The 19,256-nt window shown below is 55.3% G+C and carries 11 protein-coding genes, 2 tRNA genes and 3 rRNA genes; 13 read left to right on the forward strand and 3 right to left on the reverse strand.

The features are described from left to right. Positions 1–7 precede the first annotated feature (7 nt). From trkH to birA, 9 genes are all read left to right on the forward strand, one after another. Entirely contained in the window at positions 8–1,459 is a 1,452-nt protein-coding gene (trkH, locus tag HWQ14_RS06095) for a Trk system potassium transporter TrkH (RefSeq protein WP_148422501.1), read from the forward strand. A 10-nt stretch (positions 1,460–1,469) separates the two neighbouring features. Continuing rightward, positions 1,470–2,015 (forward strand): menaquinone-dependent protoporphyrinogen IX dehydrogenase, encoded by a 546-nt coding sequence (gene hemG, locus HWQ14_RS06100; protein ID WP_176609234.1) that lies wholly within the window; start codon positions 1,470–1,472, stop codon positions 2,013–2,015. Positions 2,016–2,368: 353 nt separating this feature from the next. Then, positions 2,369–3,910: ribosomal RNA gene (locus HWQ14_RS06105) — 16S ribosomal RNA — on the forward strand. 69 nt (positions 3,911–3,979) lie between these two features. Next, positions 3,980–4,056 (forward strand) — tRNA-Ile (locus tag HWQ14_RS06110). 104 nt (positions 4,057–4,160) lie between these two features. Continuing rightward, positions 4,161–4,236: transfer RNA gene (locus tag HWQ14_RS06115), tRNA-Ala, on the forward strand. A gap of 179 nt (positions 4,237–4,415) precedes the next feature. Further along, positions 4,416–7,321: ribosomal RNA gene (locus HWQ14_RS06120) — 23S ribosomal RNA — on the forward strand. Between the two features lie 64 nt (positions 7,322–7,385). Then, a 5S ribosomal RNA gene (rrf, locus tag HWQ14_RS06125) occupies positions 7,386–7,501 on the forward strand. The 16S, 23S and 5S rRNA genes sit together here with 2 tRNA genes alongside, the layout of an rRNA operon. 134 nt (positions 7,502–7,635) lie before the next feature. Continuing rightward, entirely contained in the window at positions 7,636–8,664 is a 1,029-nt protein-coding gene (murB, locus tag HWQ14_RS06130; protein ID WP_176609235.1) for a UDP-N-acetylmuramate dehydrogenase, read from the forward strand. Next, on the forward strand, positions 8,661–9,623 hold the full coding sequence (gene birA / locus HWQ14_RS06135) for a bifunctional biotin--[acetyl-CoA-carboxylase] ligase/biotin operon repressor BirA (protein WP_063450034.1): 963 nt from the start codon (positions 8,661–8,663) through the stop codon (positions 9,621–9,623). Before murB ends, birA begins: the two co-directional genes overlap by 4 nt. 35 nt (positions 9,624–9,658) lie before the next feature. Here the strand turns inward: birA and bcsG are convergent, their stop codons facing one another. The 3 genes from bcsG to bcsE are packed head-to-tail and all read right to left on the reverse strand — an operon-like array spanning position 9,659 to position 13,084. Beyond that, positions 9,659–11,338: a cellulose biosynthesis protein BcsG gene (bcsG, locus tag HWQ14_RS06140; RefSeq protein ID WP_176609236.1), complete on the reverse strand. Its 1,680-nt coding sequence runs from the start codon at positions 11,336–11,338 to the stop codon at positions 9,659–9,661. Next, positions 11,331–11,525 (reverse strand): cellulose biosynthesis protein BcsF, encoded by a 195-nt coding sequence (gene bcsF, locus HWQ14_RS06145; protein WP_006808586.1) that lies wholly within the window; start codon positions 11,523–11,525, stop codon positions 11,331–11,333. Before bcsF ends, bcsG begins: the two co-directional genes overlap by 8 nt. Next, the gene (bcsE, locus tag HWQ14_RS06150; protein WP_176609237.1) at positions 11,522–13,084 is read right to left on the reverse strand and encodes a cellulose biosynthesis c-di-GMP-binding protein BcsE; all 1,563 of its coding nucleotides are present in this window, start codon (positions 13,082–13,084) and stop codon (positions 11,522–11,524) included. The genes bcsF and bcsE overlap by 4 nt, the downstream gene beginning before the upstream one ends. A 173-nt stretch (positions 13,085–13,257) precedes the next feature. Between bcsE and bcsR the strand changes: the two genes are divergently transcribed. Genes bcsR through bcsB form a run of 4 tightly spaced genes read left to right on the forward strand, consistent with a single transcriptional unit; the run spans position 13,258 to position 19,256 of the window. Continuing rightward, positions 13,258–13,446, forward strand: a complete 189-nt coding sequence (gene bcsR / locus HWQ14_RS06155; protein WP_003861175.1) for a cellulose biosynthesis protein BcsR — start codon at positions 13,258–13,260, stop codon at positions 13,444–13,446. Between the two features lie 11 nt (positions 13,447–13,457). Further along, positions 13,458–14,210: a cellulose biosynthesis protein BcsQ gene (bcsQ, locus tag HWQ14_RS06160; RefSeq protein WP_176609238.1), complete on the forward strand. Its 753-nt coding sequence runs from the start codon at positions 13,458–13,460 to the stop codon at positions 14,208–14,210. Continuing rightward, positions 14,207–16,822, forward strand: a complete 2,616-nt coding sequence (gene bcsA, locus HWQ14_RS06165; RefSeq protein ID WP_176609239.1) for a UDP-forming cellulose synthase catalytic subunit — start codon at positions 14,207–14,209, stop codon at positions 16,820–16,822. Before bcsQ ends, bcsA begins: the two co-directional genes overlap by 4 nt. Before the next feature lie 10 nt (positions 16,823–16,832). Next, positions 16,833–19,256: a cellulose biosynthesis cyclic di-GMP-binding regulatory protein BcsB gene (gene bcsB, locus HWQ14_RS06170; RefSeq protein WP_176609240.1), complete on the forward strand. Its 2,424-nt coding sequence runs from the start codon at positions 16,833–16,835 to the stop codon at positions 19,254–19,256.

Genomic DNA, 19,256 nt, shown 5'->3' on the forward strand with positions numbered 1-19,256 from the left:
GGCAGAGATGCATTTTCGTGCCATTACCCGAATCGTTGGATTACTGGTCATACTTTTTTCCGGAACGATGATCATTCCCGGTCTGGTGGCGCTTATCTACCGGGACGGCGCGGGGCGTGCATTTACGCAAACCTTTTTTGTGGCGCTGACCATTGGTTCGCTGCTGTGGTGGCCAAACCGTCGTGAGAAAGGCGAGCTGAAAGCCCGGGAAGGTTTTCTGATTGTCGTCCTGTTCTGGACGGTGCTGGGAAGCGTCGGTGCGCTGCCGTTTATCTTCTCTGAACAACCGAATCTCACCATCACGGATGCGTTCTTTGAGTCGTTCTCCGGCTTAACGACCACCGGGGCCACCACGCTTGTAGGGCTGGACTCGCTCCCTCATGCGATCCTCTTTTACCGTCAGATGCTGCAGTGGTTCGGCGGTATGGGGATCATCGTCCTGGCGGTGGCTATTCTGCCGATTCTGGGCGTCGGCGGGATGCAGCTTTACCGGGCCGAAATGCCCGGCCCGCTAAAAGATAACAAAATGCGCCCGCGCATTGCGGAGACGGCGAAGACTCTGTGGCTGATCTACGTTCTGCTGACGGTGGCCTGTGCGCTGGCGCTGTGGTTTGCCGGGATGCCTGCTTTTGATGCTATCGGGCACAGCTTTGCGACTATCGCTATCGGCGGGTTCTCTACGCACGATGCAAGCGTAGGCTACTTCGACAGCCCGACGATCAATACCATCATTGCTATCTTCCTGCTGATCTCAGGCTGTAACTACGGTCTACACTTCTCCTTGCTGAGCGGACGTAGCCTGAAGGTGTACTGGCGCGACCCGGAATTTCGGATGTTTATCGGCGTCCAGCTGACGCTGGTTATCATCTGTACCCTGGTGCTGTGGTTCCACGATGTCTATAACTCGGCGGTTACGACCCTGAACCAGGCGTTCTTCCAGGTGGTATCAATGGCGACAACCGCTGGTTTCACCACGGACAGTATCGCGCGTTGGCCGCTGTTCCTGCCGGTACTGCTGTTGTGTTCTGCGTTTATCGGCGGCTGTGCCGGGTCGACGGGCGGCGGCCTGAAGGTGATCCGTATTCTGCTGCTGTTCAAGCAGGGGAACCGTGAGCTGAAGCGTCTGGTTCACCCGAACGCGGTTTACAGCATCAAGCTGGGGAACCGCGCTCTGCCGGAGCGTATCCTCGAAGCGGTGTGGGGGTTCTTCTCTGCGTATGCGCTGGTCTTTATTGTCAGTATGCTGGCCATTATCGCCACGGGCGTGGATGATTTTTCCGCCTTCGCCTCTGTGGTGGCAACGTTAAACAACCTGGGGCCAGGGCTGGGCGTAGTGGCGGATAACTTTGCCAGTATGAACCCCGTGGCGAAGTGGATCTTAATCGCCAATATGCTGTTTGGTCGTCTTGAGGTCTTTACGCTGCTGGTGCTGTTCACCCCAACATTCTGGCGTGAGTAAGGAGACATTAGTGAAAACGTTAATTCTTTTCTCAACGCGTGACGGGCAAACGCGTGAGATTGCTTCATATCTGGCTTCTGAACTCAAAGAGCTGGGCATTTACTCTGATGTGGTGAACCTGAATCGCACGGAGCAAATTTCCTGGCAGGATTACGACCGTGTGGTGATTGGTGCATCAATTCGTTACGGCCATTTCCATCCGGCGCTGGATCGCTTTGTGAAAAAGCATACGGCGGAGCTTGATAAGCTGCCCGGCGCCTTTTACTCGGTCAACCTGGTCGCCCGTAAAGCCGAGAAGCGCACGCCGCAGACCAACAGCTATACGCGCAAGTTTTTGCTGAGTTCACCCTGGCAGCCCGATATCTGCTCTGTCTTTGCTGGCGCGCTGCGCTACCCGCGCTATCGCTGGTACGACCGCTTTATGATCCGCCTGATCATGAAAATGACGGGCGGCGAAACCGATACGCGTAAAGAGGTGGTTTATGCCGACTGGGCTCAGGTTGCCAGTTTTGCCCGTGAAATTGCGCGTTTAACGGACGATTCGCGAGTTAAATAAGCGTTGAGTTTGAAAAGTGAGCGAACGAAAAGTTTTTTGTATTTTGTGCTTGTCACTTCGGAAGAACTCCCTATAATGCGCCTCCACTGACACGGAACAACGGCACGCAAGCCGCCGGGTCAGCAGAGAAAAGCGAAATAATCGCTTGACTCTGAAGCGGGAAAGCGTAATATGCACACCCCGCGCCGCAGCGAAAAACGAAGCGGCACTGCTCTTTAACAATTTATCAGACAATCTGTGTGGGCACTCAAAGTGACATGGATTCTTAACGTCGCAAGACGAAAAATGAATACCAAGTCTCTGAGTGAACATACGTAATTCATTACGAAGTTTAATTCACGAGCATCAAACTTAAATTGAAGAGTTTGATCATGGCTCAGATTGAACGCTGGCGGCAGGCCTAACACATGCAAGTCGAACGGTAACAGGAAGCAGCTTGCTGCTTCGCTGACGAGTGGCGGACGGGTGAGTAATGTCTGGGAAACTGCCTGATGGAGGGGGATAACTACTGGAAACGGTAGCTAATACCGCATAACGTCGCAAGACCAAAGAGGGGGACCTTCGGGCCTCTTGCCATCGGATGTGCCCAGATGGGATTAGCTAGTAGGTGGGGTAACGGCTCACCTAGGCGACGATCCCTAGCTGGTCTGAGAGGATGACCAGCCACACTGGAACTGAGACACGGTCCAGACTCCTACGGGAGGCAGCAGTGGGGAATATTGCACAATGGGCGCAAGCCTGATGCAGCCATGCCGCGTGTGTGAAGAAGGCCTTCGGGTTGTAAAGCACTTTCAGCGGGGAGGAAGGCGGTAAGGTTAATAACCTTACCGATTGACGTTACCCGCAGAAGAAGCACCGGCTAACTCCGTGCCAGCAGCCGCGGTAATACGGAGGGTGCAAGCGTTAATCGGAATTACTGGGCGTAAAGCGCACGCAGGCGGTCTGTCAAGTCGGATGTGAAATCCCCGGGCTCAACCTGGGAACTGCATTCGAAACTGGCAGGCTAGAGTCTTGTAGAGGGGGGTAGAATTCCAGGTGTAGCGGTGAAATGCGTAGAGATCTGGAGGAATACCGGTGGCGAAGGCGGCCCCCTGGACAAAGACTGACGCTCAGGTGCGAAAGCGTGGGGAGCAAACAGGATTAGATACCCTGGTAGTCCACGCCGTAAACGATGTCGACTTGGAGGTTGTGCCCTTGAGGCGTGGCTTCCGGAGCTAACGCGTTAAGTCGACCGCCTGGGGAGTACGGCCGCAAGGTTAAAACTCAAATGAATTGACGGGGGCCCGCACAAGCGGTGGAGCATGTGGTTTAATTCGATGCAACGCGAAGAACCTTACCTACTCTTGACATCCAGAGAACTTTCCAGAGATGGATTGGTGCCTTCGGGAACTCTGAGACAGGTGCTGCATGGCTGTCGTCAGCTCGTGTTGTGAAATGTTGGGTTAAGTCCCGCAACGAGCGCAACCCTTATCCTTTGTTGCCAGCGGTCCGGCCGGGAACTCAAAGGAGACTGCCAGTGATAAACTGGAGGAAGGTGGGGATGACGTCAAGTCATCATGGCCCTTACGAGTAGGGCTACACACGTGCTACAATGGCGCATACAAAGAGAAGCGACCTCGCGAGAGCAAGCGGACCTCATAAAGTGCGTCGTAGTCCGGATTGGAGTCTGCAACTCGACTCCATGAAGTCGGAATCGCTAGTAATCGTAGATCAGAATGCTACGGTGAATACGTTCCCGGGCCTTGTACACACCGCCCGTCACACCATGGGAGTGGGTTGCAAAAGAAGTAGGTAGCTTAACCTTCGGGAGGGCGCTTACCACTTTGTGATTCATGACTGGGGTGAAGTCGTAACAAGGTAACCGTAGGGGAACCTGCGGTTGGATCACCTCCTTACCTTAAAGAACCTGCCTTTGTAGTGTCCACACAGATTGTCTGATGAAAAACAGCAGTAAAAATCTCTGCAGGCTTGTAGCTCAGGTGGTTAGAGCGCACCCCTGATAAGGGTGAGGTCGGTGGTTCAAGTCCACTCAGGCCTACCAAATTTTTGCTGACGCTGCGTTGCGGCGACACTCACATACTCGGGTATGCTTCGTGTCACCACGCCCTGCCTCAACAAAAATACCGGTAGAGAGATCACTACGATGGGGCTATAGCTCAGCTGGGAGAGCGCCTGCCTTGCACGCAGGAGGTCTGCGGTTCGATCCCGCATAGCTCCACCATCATTTACTGCAAAACAAGAAAACTTCAGAGTGAACCTGAAAAGGTGCACTGCGAAGTTTTGCTCTTTAAAAATCTGGATCAAGCTGAAAATTGAAACGACACACAGCTCATGTGTGTTCGAGTCTCTCAAATTTTCGCAAGTCGACGATGAATCGAAAGAAACATCTTCGGGTTGTGAGGTTAAGCGACTAAGCGTACACGGTGGATGCCCTGGCAGTCAGAGGCGATGAAGGACGTGCTAATCTGCGAAAAGCGACGGCGAGGTGATATGAACCCTTGACCCGTCGATGTCCGAATGGGGAAACCCAGTGCAATCCGTTGCACTATCGTTAGCTGAATACATAGGCTAACGAGGCGAACCGGGGGAACTGAAACATCTAAGTACCCCGAGGAAAAGAAATCAACCGAGATTCCCCCAGTAGCGGCGAGCGAACGGGGAGCAGCCCGGAGTCTGAATCAGCTTGTGTGTTAGTGGAACGGTCTGGAAAGTCCGACGGTACAGGGTGATAGTCCCGTACACGAAAGCACACTTGCTGTGAACTCGAAGAGTAGGGCGGGACACGTGGTATCCTGTCTGAATATGGGGGGACCATCCTCCAAGGCTAAATACTCCTGACTGACCGATAGTGAACCAGTACCGTGAGGGAAAGGCGAAAAGAACCCCGGCGAGGGGAGTGAAAAAGAACCTGAAACCGTGTACGTACAAGCAGTGGGAGCCTCTTTATGGGGTGACTGCGTACCTTTTGTATAATGGGTCAGCGACTTATATTCTGTAGCAAGGTTAACCGTATAGGGGAGCCGAAGGGAAACCGAGTCTTAACTGGGCGTTAAGTTGCAGGGTATAGACCCGAAACCCGGTGATCTAGCCATGGGCAGGTTGAAGGTTGGGTAACACTAACTGGAGGACCGAACCGACTAATGTTGAAAAATTAGCGGATGACCTGTGGCTGGGGGTGAAAGGCCAATCAAACCGGGAGATAGCTGGTTCTCCCCGAAAGCTATTTAGGTAGCGCCTCGTGAACTCATCTTCGGGGGTAGAGCACTGTTTCGGCTAGGGGGCCATCCCGGCTTACCAACCCGATGCAAACTACGAATACCGAAGAATGTTATCACGGGAGACACACGGCGGGTGCTAACGTCCGTCGTGAAGAGGGAAACAACCCAGACCGCCAGCTAAGGTCCCAAAGTCATGGTTAAGTGGGAAACGATGTGGGAAGGCACAGACAGCCAGGATGTTGGCTTAGAAGCAGCCATCATTTAAAGAAAGCGTAATAGCTCACTGGTCGAGTCGGCCTGCGCGGAAGATGTAACGGGGCTAAACCATGCACCGAAGCTGCGGCAGCGACGCGTATGCGTTGTTGGGTAGGGGAGCGTTCTGTAAGCCGTTGAAGGTGTGCTGTGAGGCATGCTGGAGGTATCAGAAGTGCGAATGCTGACATAAGTAACGATAAAGCGGGTGAAAAGCCCGCTCGCCGGAAGACCAAGGGTTCCTGTCCAACGTTAATCGGGGCAGGGTGAGTCGACCCCTAAGGCGAGGCCGAAAGGCGTAGTCGATGGGAAACAGGTTAATATTCCTGTACTTGGTGTTACTGCGAAGGGGGGACGGAGAAGGCTATGTTAGCCGGGCGACGGTTGTCCCGGTTTAAGCATGTAGGCGGAGGTTCCAGGTAAATCCGGTACCTTTTTAACGCTGAGGTGTGATGACGAGGCACTACGGTGCTGAAGTAACAAATGCCCTGCTTCCAGGAAAAGCCTCTAAGCATCAGGTAACATCAAATCGTACCCCAAACCGACACAGGTGGTCAGGTAGAGAATACCAAGGCGCTTGAGAGAACTCGGGTGAAGGAACTAGGCAAAATGGTGCCGTAACTTCGGGAGAAGGCACGCTGATATGTAGGTGAAGCCCCTGCGGGTGGAGCTGAAATCAGTCGAAGATACCAGCTGGCTGCAACTGTTTATTAAAAACACAGCACTGTGCAAACACGAAAGTGGACGTATACGGTGTGACGCCTGCCCGGTGCCGGAAGGTTAATTGATGGGGTTAGCGGCAACGCGAAGCTCTTGATCGAAGCCCCGGTAAACGGCGGCCGTAACTATAACGGTCCTAAGGTAGCGAAATTCCTTGTCGGGTAAGTTCCGACCTGCACGAATGGCGTAATGATGGCCAGGCTGTCTCCACCCGAGACTCAGTGAAATTGAACTCGCTGTGAAGATGCAGTGTACCCGCGGCAAGACGGAAAGACCCCGTGAACCTTTACTATAGCTTGACACTGAACACTGGTCCTTGATGTGTAGGATAGGTGGGAGGCTTTGAAGCGTGGACGCCAGTCTGCGTGGAGCCGCCCTTGAAATACCACCCTTTAATGGCTGGTGTTCTAACGTAGACCCGTAATCCGGGTTGCGGACAGTGTCTGGTGGGTAGTTTGACTGGGGCGGTCTCCTCCCAAAGAGTAACGGAGGAGCACGAAGGTTGGCTAATCCTGGTCGGACATCAGGAGGTTAGTGCAATGGCATAAGCCAGCTTGACTGCGAGCGTGACGGCGCGAGCAGGTGCGAAAGCAGGTCATAGTGATCCGGTGGTTCTGAATGGAAGGGCCATCGCTCAACGGATAAAAGGTACTCCGGGGATAACAGGCTGATACCGCCCAAGAGTTCATATCGACGGCGGTGTTTGGCACCTCGATGTCGGCTCATCACATCCTGGGGCTGAAGTAGGTCCCAAGGGTATGGCTGTTCGCCATTTAAAGTGGTACGCGAGCTGGGTTTAGAACGTCGTGAGACAGTTCGGTCCCTATCTGCCGTGGGCGCTGGAGAATTGAGGGGGGCTGCTCCTAGTACGAGAGGACCGGAGTGGACGCATCACTGGTGTTCGGGTTGTCATGCCAATGGCACTGCCCGGTAGCTAAATGCGGAAGAGATAAGTGCTGAAAGCATCTAAGCACGAAACTTGCCCCGAGATGAGTTCTCCCTGAGACTTTAAGTCTCCTGAAGGAACGTTAAAGACTATGACGTTGATAGGTCGGGTGTGTAAGCGCAGCGATGCGTTGAGCTAACCGATACTAATGAACCGTGAGGCTTAACCTTACAACGCCGAAGATGTTTTGGCGAAGAGACAGATTTTCAGCCTGATACAGATTAACAGAATTTGCCTGGCGGCTTTAGCGCGGTGGTCCCACCTGACCCCATGCCGAACTCAGAAGTGAAACGCCGTAGCGCCGATGGTAGTGTGGGGTCTCCCCATGTGAGAGTAGGGAACTGCCAGGCATCAACTAAGTGAAAAGGCCATCCGGAAGGGTGGCCTTTTTGCGTTTTGGGACTTTCCTCGTTTCCATAAACAAATCACCTATCCCCCCGTATATACGGTAAACTATCCCGGTTTTTGCATCAGGATAGCGTCTATGAACCACTCTCTTAAGCCCTGGAATACCTTTGGTATTCAACGAAATGCTAATCAAATTGTACGTGCCGATAATGCTCAGCAGCTGCTGAAAGCGTGGCAGAGCGCAACAGAAAACGGTGAACCCGTACTGATTCTGGGCGAAGGAAGTAATGTCCTGTTTCTTGATGATTTTGCGGGGACGGTAATCGTCAACCGCATCATGGGGATCGAGAGTAAAGAGAGTGCTGACAGCTGGCATTTACACGTAGGTGCCGGCGAAAACTGGCATCAGCTGGTGCAATATACCCTTGAAAAAGGGATGCCCGGACTGGAAAACCTGGCCCTTATCCCGGGCTGTGCAGGATCGTCCCCGATTCAAAACATCGGCGCTTACGGCATCGAACTGAAACACGTCTGTGAATATGTCGACTGTATTGAGCTGGTCACGGGAAAAGCTCAACGCTTAACCGCAGAGCAGTGCCGCTTTGGCTATCGCGACAGTATTTTTAAGCACGATTATCAGGATCGTTTCGTCATTGTGGCCGTTGGGCTACGCCTGGCGAAGGACTGGAAACCCGTTCTGACCTATGGCGATCTGACTCGCCTCGATCCGGCGACCGTCACGCCTCGGGACGTGTTCGATTCCGTTTGCCATATGCGAATGACAAAGCTCCCCGATCCAAAAGTGAACGGAAATGCGGGCAGTTTCTTCAAAAACCCGGTTATCAGCAGCGAAAACGCTAGAGTGCTTCTTGCTGGCTGGCCAACGGCTCCGCATTATCCCCAGCCGGATGGCAGCGTGAAGCTGGCCGCGGGCTGGCTTATCGATCAATGTGAATTAAAAGGCACCACGGTCGGCGGCGCGGCGGTTCATCGTCAGCAGGCACTGGTACTGATCAATCAATGCAGCGCAACAAGCGATGACGTCATCAGCCTGGCGCACCTTGTTCGTCAGCGCGTGGGTGAAAAATTTAACGTCTGGCTGGAGCCTGAAGTTCGCTTTATAGGCCGAACGGGCGAAGTGAATGCCGTGGAGACCATTTCGTGAAGGACAATACAATCCCGTTAACGCTGATCGGCATTCTTGCAGATGGAGAATTCCACTCTGGCGAGCAGCTGGGCGAACAGCTGGGCATGAGCCGCGCTGCAATCAATAAGCATATTCAGACGCTCCGCGACTGGGGTGTGGATGTGTTTACGGTACCAGGAAAAGGCTACAGCCTGCCGGAACCGATCCAGTTGCTCAATGAAGAGACTATCCGCAGCCAGATTGGGCACGGTAATGTCGCGGTATTGCCGGTCATTGATTCGACGAATCAGTATCTGCTGGATCGCCTGAGCGAGCTGACATCCGGCGATGCCTGCGTTGCTGAGTATCAACAGGCCGGGCGAGGCCGACGCGGTCGCAAGTGGTTTTCGCCATTTGGTGCCAACCTTTACCTCTCCATGTACTGGCGGCTTGAGCAGGGGCCGGCTGCGGCTATCGGGCTGAGCCTGGTCATCGGTATCGTGATGGCTGAGGTCCTGCACGATCTGGGCGCGGACAAAGTTCGGGTGAAATGGCCGAACGATCTCTATCTCAACGATCGTAAACTGGCAGGTATCCTGGTTGAACTGACGGGAAAAACGGGCGATGCCGCGCAGATCGTCATTGGCGCCGGGCTGAACATGGTGATGCGAAACGTGCAAAACGACGTGGTGAACCAGGCCTGGACCAACCTTCAGGAAGCGGGGATCGCCATCGATCGCAACACGCTTGCCGTTCGCATGATCAACGAGTTGCGAAGTTCGCTGACGCTCTTTGAGCAAGAGGGTTTAGCCCCGTTCCTGTCCCGCTGGGAGAAGCTGGATAACTTTATTAACCGACCGGTTAAGCTGCTAATTGGCGATAAAGAGATTTACGGTACGTCACGAGGTATTGATGCGCAGGGGGCGTTGCTTCTTGAGCAGGATGGCGTGATTAAGCCCTGGGTAGGCGGTGAAATTTCGTTGCGAAGTGCTGAGTAACCCTCTCCCCACAGGGGAGAGGGTGTAGCAGGCTATCACTGCGGATACGGCACCCAATCCCCGGCATTCAGTCGGACATAAGGTTTGTTCTGGTACTTGATCACAACCGCATTGGCGTTTTCCGATACTTCTGCCGTCTGCGGCAAGCCGCTGGTGAGCTGATCCCAGTTCACGCTATCTTCCACGAACAGCTTACCGTCTACCGCACGGGCGACCAGCTCGGAGATCGCCAGATAGCTGCTTGGCTGAGTTATTTCAAATGGCGCACCCTGATGCGGCGTTTTCATGCCGAAGAACTTAATCCCGGCCGGAACGTTAGTGATGGACGGGCTTGGAATATCGCGCAGACCCGACACCTGCATCCTGTCGCCCTTCAGCGCTCCGCCGTGTTCTGGTACCACTACCACCATCACTTTACGACCTGATTTTTCCAGCTCGTTAAAGAACGCATTCAGCTCGTCAAAGAACTTCTGCGCGCGGGCCTTATAATCGGCCGTTTTGCTCACGCCCGGATAATGGTTCCCGTCGTGAAGCGGCAGCGTGTTATAGAACGTCGCGCTGCGTGTTCCTTCTTCCTTACCAACGGTATCTAACCAGCGCTGAAGCACCGCGGTGTCGTCATACACCGGCGAGCCATCGAAGCCCAGCAGCGTTACCGGCAACCCTTTCTGATCCATCAGCGGGGCCTGCATTCCACCTTGTTCACGCACTTCTTTCAGGAAGTTCCCGAACAGGCCGTTATGGCCCATCATCAGGTGTTGCGTAAAGCCCAGTTTTGCCAGGTTATCAAACAGGTAACACTGGTTTGCGGCTGGCTGATAGAGGTTCTTATGTGAAGGCTGACCGCAGCTCGCGCGCAGCAGGCGGATAGCCGCCGGGCCGCTGTACGAGGTGGCGGAATTGAAGTCTTTAAACTGAATATCGAAATGCGACCACAGCGGATGCGACATTAAGCCAGCCGCATCAACGTCAGCCCAGGACAGAGAGCAGATGTTAATGACCAGCAGCTCAAACGGCTGAGCATCGGCAGGCAGCGCGTCCGGGAATTTCGTCTGACGCTTATCTTCCGCAGCGTAAAAACTGGCCAGCCACGCGTTCAGGTTGGTGGACGTCGGCGGCGCAGTCTGCGCCGGAATATCTCCCACAACGGGCGTATCCCCTGCTGTTGCGACGGTAGCAGCGGCGGAGCCGCCCGTGGTGGCCACGGTTGACGTCGGCTGACCGGCTGGCCACAGAGAGAAGCTCGGGCCCGTCAGCGTCAGGATGTTAAGCCACACCATAATCGCAACGACAAACACCGTCACGCGGATCCACTGGGACAGGAACAGCCACGCCACCAGCAGGACGAAGACGGCACCGATCATTTGCCAGTTAATAAAGCGCTCAACCAGATCGAGCAAATAGTCCGAACTGAAGCCCGCGACCTGAGAGCCCTGGCTCATGATGCTTTCGGGGCCAGGCAGCCAGGTATCATGCCAGAACAGGCCGAAACCGATGGGAATGGCGATCCAGTGGCGAATACGGTGCAGCCTGAGGTTCGGGATGGGCATCAGCAGGAATGCCATAAACACCAGGTTAAGCAGCGGGTGGAAATTCAGGTAGCCTGCCCAGAGCAGGCCAAACTTCACCAGGAAATAGAAATTCCAGCCGGACAGGCCGCGCCAGTATTGCCACAGTGGCGACGGCGCCGACGAGGTATAGGTAGAGTTAGTCATGTTTTCGGTTTGCCTTGACGTTCGGAGCGCGAGTCAGTGTTCCGGCGGGTTTGATATAGCGAGGTTTAACAAACAGTAATCTGACCGTATCGCGAATACGGCGCAGGGAATGGCGCGCATAGTAACCAAGCGGCAAAAAAATCAGCGCACACAGAACGACCAGTTGGATGATATCGCTGATGTTCATAATGGGGCGCTCTCCTCGTTCTCGTCTAATAAGCGCTGCGGCTCGGGAATTCGACGCCAGATTTGGCCGTCATGTTTCGCATTGAGCACCGGTGTAGCGCCGCTTGTTACAGGCAAAGGTTTTGCCCACTGTTCTGGTGCCAGAGTACGCATCTGGACGATTTCAGCAGCGATCAGGTTATCTTCGAACCAGATCATGCGGTTGGAGAAAATATCCCCGGTAGGCAGCGGGAAGATGTGATTCAGCGCAGTATCGAGATCGTTCACCCGGCAGAAGGAGAGGAACAGTACCAGGCGGTTATCGCCAATGGTCATGATATCCCCGACGCGGTTAGGGCGGCACAGCGTGAGCGCCTGCTCAACGCGAATCCCCGGCACGGGACGCAGGGCAACCATCACGCCTTTACCGTCAGCCGGCAGCAGCGTATTGCTCATCATATTGCTGACCGCATCGCAGAAGGTGTCCCACTTCTGGTAGCCACGCAGTTTCATCGGCTGCGTCATTGAGAGCAGGGTGCTGATATCTTCCGGAACATGTCGGCTAAACTGCTGGCCCTGAATGCTTTCGATCAGCGTCAGGCAGCGCGACAGGGGAGCATTCCAGGGGATGACCATATTGGCGCCGCAGCCCAGCAGTAAACGCTCATCGGTGGCACGCAGGCTGGTCGTATTTTCACGCACCACGATTTTTAACGCGCTTCCGCGCTGACGGCGTAGCGTGTGAATGTGCCTCGCCAGCGTTTCGATTTGGTTATTCTGAATCAGCGAGAAAATAATGGTTGCCGCCTGCGTTGTGCGGGCTTCTTCAAATAAGGCTTCATTGGTATCGAACAGTGACCAGTTTTCAGAAAGCGCAGGCGCACCTTCCAGTACCGCAATATGGCTCAGAATGCGTTTTTCATCACTGCGTGGCTGAACCACCGTCTCTTCCTGCTGCGCGAGATGCCACTCGTCCCCGACATGGTTGAGGGTAAGCTGCTGTCGGGCACTCACCCCTTTTTCATTGCACCAGAAAGCAATATCGTAAAGATAGCTGTCTGCCTGAGCGCGGATACTGGCCAGGCCATACAGAGAACGGTATTCACTCATTAAAAGTGAAAAAAGCTTGTCATTATTACTGCCTGGGTTAACAACCAATACGGTGCAGTTTTGATTTTTAGCCCAGCGGTTGATTCTTCCCAGCCATTTTTGCAGTTTTTCAGTTTGAATATTTTGCAGGCCATTATTAGAACATTTAAGAATCAGCAAATAGTGTTCGGGAACAATAGAACACTGAATATCGCGGGGTAAAAAGTATAGACTGTTAGTATCCTCAGGCATGGAAAATAATCGTACTGTCTGGGGTCCACGGTCAGTTTCGAGCCTGATGACAGACTTTGGCTCTTCGCCCATCGTAATGACGGCAACGCGGGAATCCTTACCCTGCGCCGCTATCGTCTGGTTTACCAGACTGATGGCATCAGCATTACGATCCGTATTAACCCACCAGACTCCTCCGACTGGCATGTGGCGCAATTCGTCCCATAATGACTGGATGCCAATAGAAAATATGGAGTCCACGGTGTCCCTCTTTCGTCGAATTTCTATGCCTCTCAGTTTACTAGCGAAAGCGTAGAAATAAACCTAACATTGAAATTAAAGAACATCAGATTTAGCATGTAAATGAAATTTCGTGGGCAGGACGCCTCGCTGCATCTGAATCTTATGATTTTACCCAAAGGGATGAAATAAGAATGCAAAATAACGAACCCGCAACGCCGGTCGATTCAAGCCTGGGTTACACATTCCAAAACGATTTTCTGGCGCTCACGCAGGCCTTTTCTTTGCCAGAAATAGACTACACCGATATTTCCCAGCGGGAACAGTTGGCCGCGGCTATTAAACGCTGGCCGTTATTAGCTGAATTTGCCCAACAACAATAAGGAAGCCATTGATGGCCGTACTAGGATTACAAGGCGTCCGTGGTGGGGTAGGTACAACTTCCGTTACCGCGGCGCTGGCGTGGTCATTGCAGGTATTAGGTGAATCGGTACTGGTCATTGATGCCTGTTCCGATAATTTGTTGCGCATCTCATTCAATGTAGACTTTACGCATTCAAACGGCTGGGGGCGCGCGCTTCTGGACGATAAAGACTGGCGGGATGCGGGTTTACGCTATACCTCCCAGCTCGATTTGCTTCCCTTTGGGCAACTAACCGAAACCGAGCGCGGCAATGAAGCCGCGTTTCAGCGTCTGTTCTCTCGCTTCACCACCGCATTGCAGAGCCTGAAAGAGAAGGGGCACTATCAGTGGATCCTGCTGGACCTGCCGCACGGCGCGGCCTCGCTGACCCGCCAGCTCCTGGCGCAGTGTGACCATGTGCTTTCCATCGCGAACGTGGATGCGAACTGCCATATCCGTCTGCACCAGCAGGCGATGCCCGCGAATGCCCATATTTTGATTAACGATCTGCGCATTGGCAGCCAGATCCAGGACGATCTGTACCAGGTTTGGCTTCAGAGCCAGCGCCGCCTGTTGCCGATGGTTATTCATCGTGACGAAGCGATGGCGGAGTGCCTCGCTTCGAAACAACCGCTTGGGGAATACCGTAGCGATTCGCTGGCGGCGGAAGAGATCCTGACGCTGGCAAACTGGTGTCTGCTGCACTTTGCAAAACGACCGGAGTCTGCCGGGAGTACAGCATGAGTCGCGTTGCCAACTGGTTGCTCATCCCGCCGGTCAGTTCGCGCTTAAGTGAACGCTACCGCCATTACCGCCATCACAACGCCTCCTCGCTGAGCGCTGCGTCAGGCTGCTTCTGGATGGTTCTGGCGTGGATGTTTCTTCCCCTCGAACATCCTCGCTGGCAGCGTATTCGTACGCGCCACGACGAGCTCTATCCGCATATCAACCCGGACAGGCCGCGGCCGCTGGATCCGGCGCGCTATCTTATTCAGTCCATCTGGCTACTGGCGACCTCAACGGGCGCGGAGAAAAAAACGTCCCGCTGGCGCAGCTTCGATCGCGTGCAGCACTTGCGCGAGCGCTATCACCAGTGGCTGGATCGGCTGCCCGACCGCGTCGGCGACCGAACGGGTCATCTGGATCACCATAAAGAGCTCGGGCACCTCCACCCGGGCTTGCGCCGTTTTATTCTCGGCGTGGTTGTGGCGTTCTCGCTCATTCTGGCGCTGGTCTGCATTACCCAGCCGTTCAACCCGCTGGCGCAGTTCACCTTCCTGATCCTGCTGTGGGGCGTGGCGCTGCTGGTACGGCGCATTCCTGGGCGTTTCTCGGCCCTGATGCTGATTGTGCTGTCGCTGACCGTCTCCTGCCGCTACATCTGGTGGCGATACACTTCTACCCTGAACTGGGACGATCCGGTCAGCCTGGTGTGTGGGTTAGTTCTGCTGTTTGCGGAGACCTACGCGTGGATCGTGCTGGTGCTGGGTTACTTCCAGGTCATCTGGCCGCTGAACCGACAGCCGGTACCGCTGCCAAAAGATACGACCCAGTGGCCGTCGGTCGATCTCTTCGTGCCGACCTACAACGAAGATCTGTCGGTGGTGAAAAACACCATTTACGCCGCGCTGGGCATCGACTGGCCGAAGGATAAAATTAAAATCTGGATCCTGGACGACGGTGGTCGCGCCGAGTTCCGCCAGTTCGCAGACGAAGTGGGGGTTGAGTACATCGCCCGTACCACCCACGAACACGCGAAAGCCGGCAACATCAACAACGCGCTCAAATATGCCAAAGGGGAGTTTGTCTCCATCTTTGACTGCGACCATGTGCCTACGCGCTCGTTCCTGCAAATGACCATGGGCTGGTTCCTGAAGGAGAAAGCGCTGGCGATGATGCAGACGCCGCACCACTTCTTCTCGCCGGATCCGTTTGAACGTAACCTGGGCCGCTTCCGTAAAACCCCGAACGAAGGCACGCTGTTCTATGGCCTGGTGCAGGACGGAAACGACATGTGGGACGCGACGTTCTTCTGCGGCTCCTGCGCGGTTATCCGCCGTAAGCCACTGGATGAAATCGGCGGTATTGCCGTGGAGACGGTCACGGAAGATGCTCACACCTCCCTGCGTCTGCACCGCCTTGGCTACACCTCTGCCTACATGCGTATTCCGCAGGCGGCGGGGCTGGCTACGGAATCGCTTTCCGCTCATATCGGCCAGCGTATTCGCTGGGCGCGCGGCATGGTACAGATCTTCCGTCTCGATAACCCGCTGATGGGTAAAGGGCTAAAGCTGGCGCAGCGCCTCTGCTACGTCAACGCCATGTTCCACTTCCTGTCGGGCATTCCACGGCTTATCTTCCTCACCGCGCCGCTGGCGTTCCTGCTGCTTCACGCTTACATCATCTACGCTCCCGCGCTGATGATCGCCCTGTTCGTGCTGCCGCACATGGTTCACGCCAGCCTGACGAACTCAAAGATTCAGGGGAAATACCGCCACTCGTTCTGGAGCGAAATCTACGAAACGGTGCTGGCCTGGTACATCGCGCCGCCAACCATGGTGGCGCTAATCAACCCGCATAAAGGGAAATTCAACGTCACCGCGAAGGGCGGGCTGGTGGAAGAGGAGTACGTCGACTGGGTGATCTCCCGGCCGTATATCTTCCTGGTGCTCCTGAACATCGTGGGGGTAATTGCCGGGATCTGGCGCTACTTCTACGGCCCGGAAAACGAAATTCTGACGGTATTTGTGAGCATGGCGTGGGTGTTCTATAACCTGATCATCCTCGGTGGCGCCGTGGCGGTATCGGTGGAAAGTAAACAGGTTCGTCGCGCGCATCGCGTCGAAATCAGCATGCCGGCGGCCATTGCCCGCGAGGATGGCCATCTCTTTTCCTGCACCGTACACGACTTCTCTGATGGCGGTCTGGGCATCAAGATCAACGGCCAGGCGAAGGTGCTGGAGGGGCAGAAGGTCAACTTGCTGCTCAAGCGCGGCCAGCAGGAGTATGTCTTCCCGACGCAGGTTGTACGCGTGAGGGGCAGTGAAGTTGGCCTGCAGCTGATGCCGTTGACCAAAAAGCAACACATTGATTTTGTGCAGTGTACGTTTGCCCGCGCGGATACGTGGGCTCTCTGGCAGGACAGCTTCCCTGAGGATAAGCCTCTGGAAAGCCTGCTGGATATTCTCAAGCTGGGGTTCCGTGGCTATCGTCACCTTGCAGAATTTGCCCCGTCGTCGGTGAAATTAATTTTCCGGTCACTTACTTCGCTGGTTTCCTGGGTCGTGTCGTTCATTCCGCGCCGGCCCGAGCGAGATGAAGCGAAGCAGGCGGACCCGGTTATGGCTCAACAATGATGATAACGCGATGAAAACAAAACTTTCCTGGTTATGTGCAGTGGCAATGGGGATGAGTGCGCTCCCTGCAACAGTGGTTAACGCAGCGCCTGACAACGCGGCGACCACGCCTGCGCCAACGGTGCCTGTCGTCGCGCAGGCGACCGATCCGGTTGTGACTGCGGCGCCGGGGCAGACGGAAAACGTCACCCCGAATCAGCCGACAGCGGGGAATACGCTGCCCGCCGACAGCCCGGTTGTCGGGCAAGTGATGCCCGGCGTGCCCGGGGCCAGCGCGCCGGTAGTGGCGGAAAATACGCCGTCGCGTGATGTGAAGCTGACCTTTGCCCAGATTGCGCCGCCGCCTGGCAGCATGGTGCTGCGCGGTACTAACCCGAACGGCGGCATTGAATTTGGCATGCGAAGCGATGAGCTGGTGTCGAAAGCGATGCTGAACCTGGAATACACGCCATCGCCGTCGCTGCTGCCGGTGCAGTCCCAGCTTAAGGTTTACCTGAACGACGAGCTGATGGAGGTTCTGCCGGTCACCAAAGAGCAGCTGGGTAAGAAAACCCTGGCGCAGGTTCCGATTAACCCGCTGTTTATCACCGACTTTAACCGCGTGCGTCTGGAGTTTGTCGGCCACTATCGCGACGTCTGCGAAAACCCGTCCAGCAGCACGCTGTGGCTGGACGTTGGTCGTAACTCCTCGTTGCAGATGACCTATCAGCCGCTGGCGCTGAAAAACGATCTCTCTGCCTTCCCGGTGCCGTTCTTCGACCCGCGCGATAACCGCCCGCTGAATCTGCCGATGGTCTTTGCCGGCGCGCCGGACGTAACCGAACAGCTGGCGGCGACCATCGTGGCATCGTGGTTTGGCTCCCGCTCCGGCTGGCGTGGACAGAGCTTCCCGGTGATGTACGACAAAATGCCCGACAAAAATGCCATTGTGTTTGCAACCAACGCCAGGCGCCCGGCGTTCCTGCGCGACCATCCGGATGTGAAAGCGCCGACCATCGAGATGATGAGCCACCCGGACAACCCGTACGTGAAGCTGCTGGTGGTCTTCGGGCGTGACGAAAAAGATCTGGTGCAGGCCGCGAAGGGCATTGCCCAGGGAAATATCCTGTTCCGCGGTAACAGCGTCGTGGTGGATGAGGTGAAACCGCTGCTGGCGCGTAAGCCTTACGATGCGCCGAACTGGGTGCGCACCGACCGCGCGATTACCTTCGGCGAGCTGAAAACCTATGAAGAGCAGCTGCAGTCAACCGGGCTGGAACCTTCTCCGGTGAGCCTGTCTCTGAACCTGCCGCCGGATCTGTATCTGCTGCGCACCAACGGTATCGATATCAACCTGAACTACCGTTACACCGCGCCGCCAACCAAAGACAGCTCGCGCATGGATATCAGCCTTAACAACCAGTTCCTGCAATCGTTCAGCCTGGCCAGTAACCAGGAGACAAACCGGTTGATGCTGCGTCTGCCGGTTCTGCAGGGGCTGCTGGACGGTAAAACCGATGTCTCTATCCCGGCGCTGAAGCTGGGGGCGATAAACCAGCTGCGGTTTAACTTCCAGTATATGAACCCGATGCCGGGCGGTTCGGTGGAAAACTGTATTACCTTCCAGCCGGTGCAAAATCACGTGGTGATTGGCGATGATTCCACCATCGACTTCTCGAAGTACTACCACTTTATTGCGATGCCGGATCTGCGTGCGTTTGCTAACGCCAGCTTCCCGTTCAGCCGCATGGCGGATCTCTCTGAATCGATTGTTGTAATGCCAAAAGCGGCCAACGAAGGTCAGGTTGCCACCCTGCTCGACACCATGGGCACCGTCGGGGCGCAAACCGGCCTGCCGGCCATTAACGTGACGGTGACGGATGACGGTAGTCAGATCCAGGACAAAGACGCCGATATCATGGTCATCGGCAACATCCCGGACAAGCTGAAAGACGAGAAGCGCGTCGATCTGCTGGTGCAGGCGGCCCAGTCCTGGGTCAACACCCCGCTGCGCCAGACCGAGTTCCCGAGCATCATGCCGGACAGCGGCGATCGTCAGGCCAATATCAAGACGACCGTAAGCTCAACGGGCCCGATGGCCGCGATTGTTGGCTTCCAGTCTCCGTACAACGACCAGCGCAGCGTTATCGCCCTGCTGGCGGACAGCCCGCGCGGGTATGAACTGCTCAACGAGGCCATGAACGACAGCGGTAAACGAGCGGCAATGTTCGGTTCCGTCTCGGTTATTCGTGAGTCGGGCGTCAACAGCCTGCGCGTGGGGGATGTTTACTATGTGGGCCATCTGCCGTGGTTCGAGCGTCTGTGGTACGCCCTCTCTAACCATCCGGTGCTGCTGGCCGTGCTGGCTGCGCTCAGCGTGGTACTGCTGGCCTGGGTGCTGTGGCGTCTGCTGCGGATCATCAGCCGCCGTCGACTTAACCCGGACCATGAGTAA

This window comes from Enterobacter cloacae, assembly GCF_013375935.1.
Taxonomy (GTDB): domain Bacteria; phylum Pseudomonadota; class Gammaproteobacteria; order Enterobacterales; family Enterobacteriaceae; genus Enterobacter; species Enterobacter pasteurii.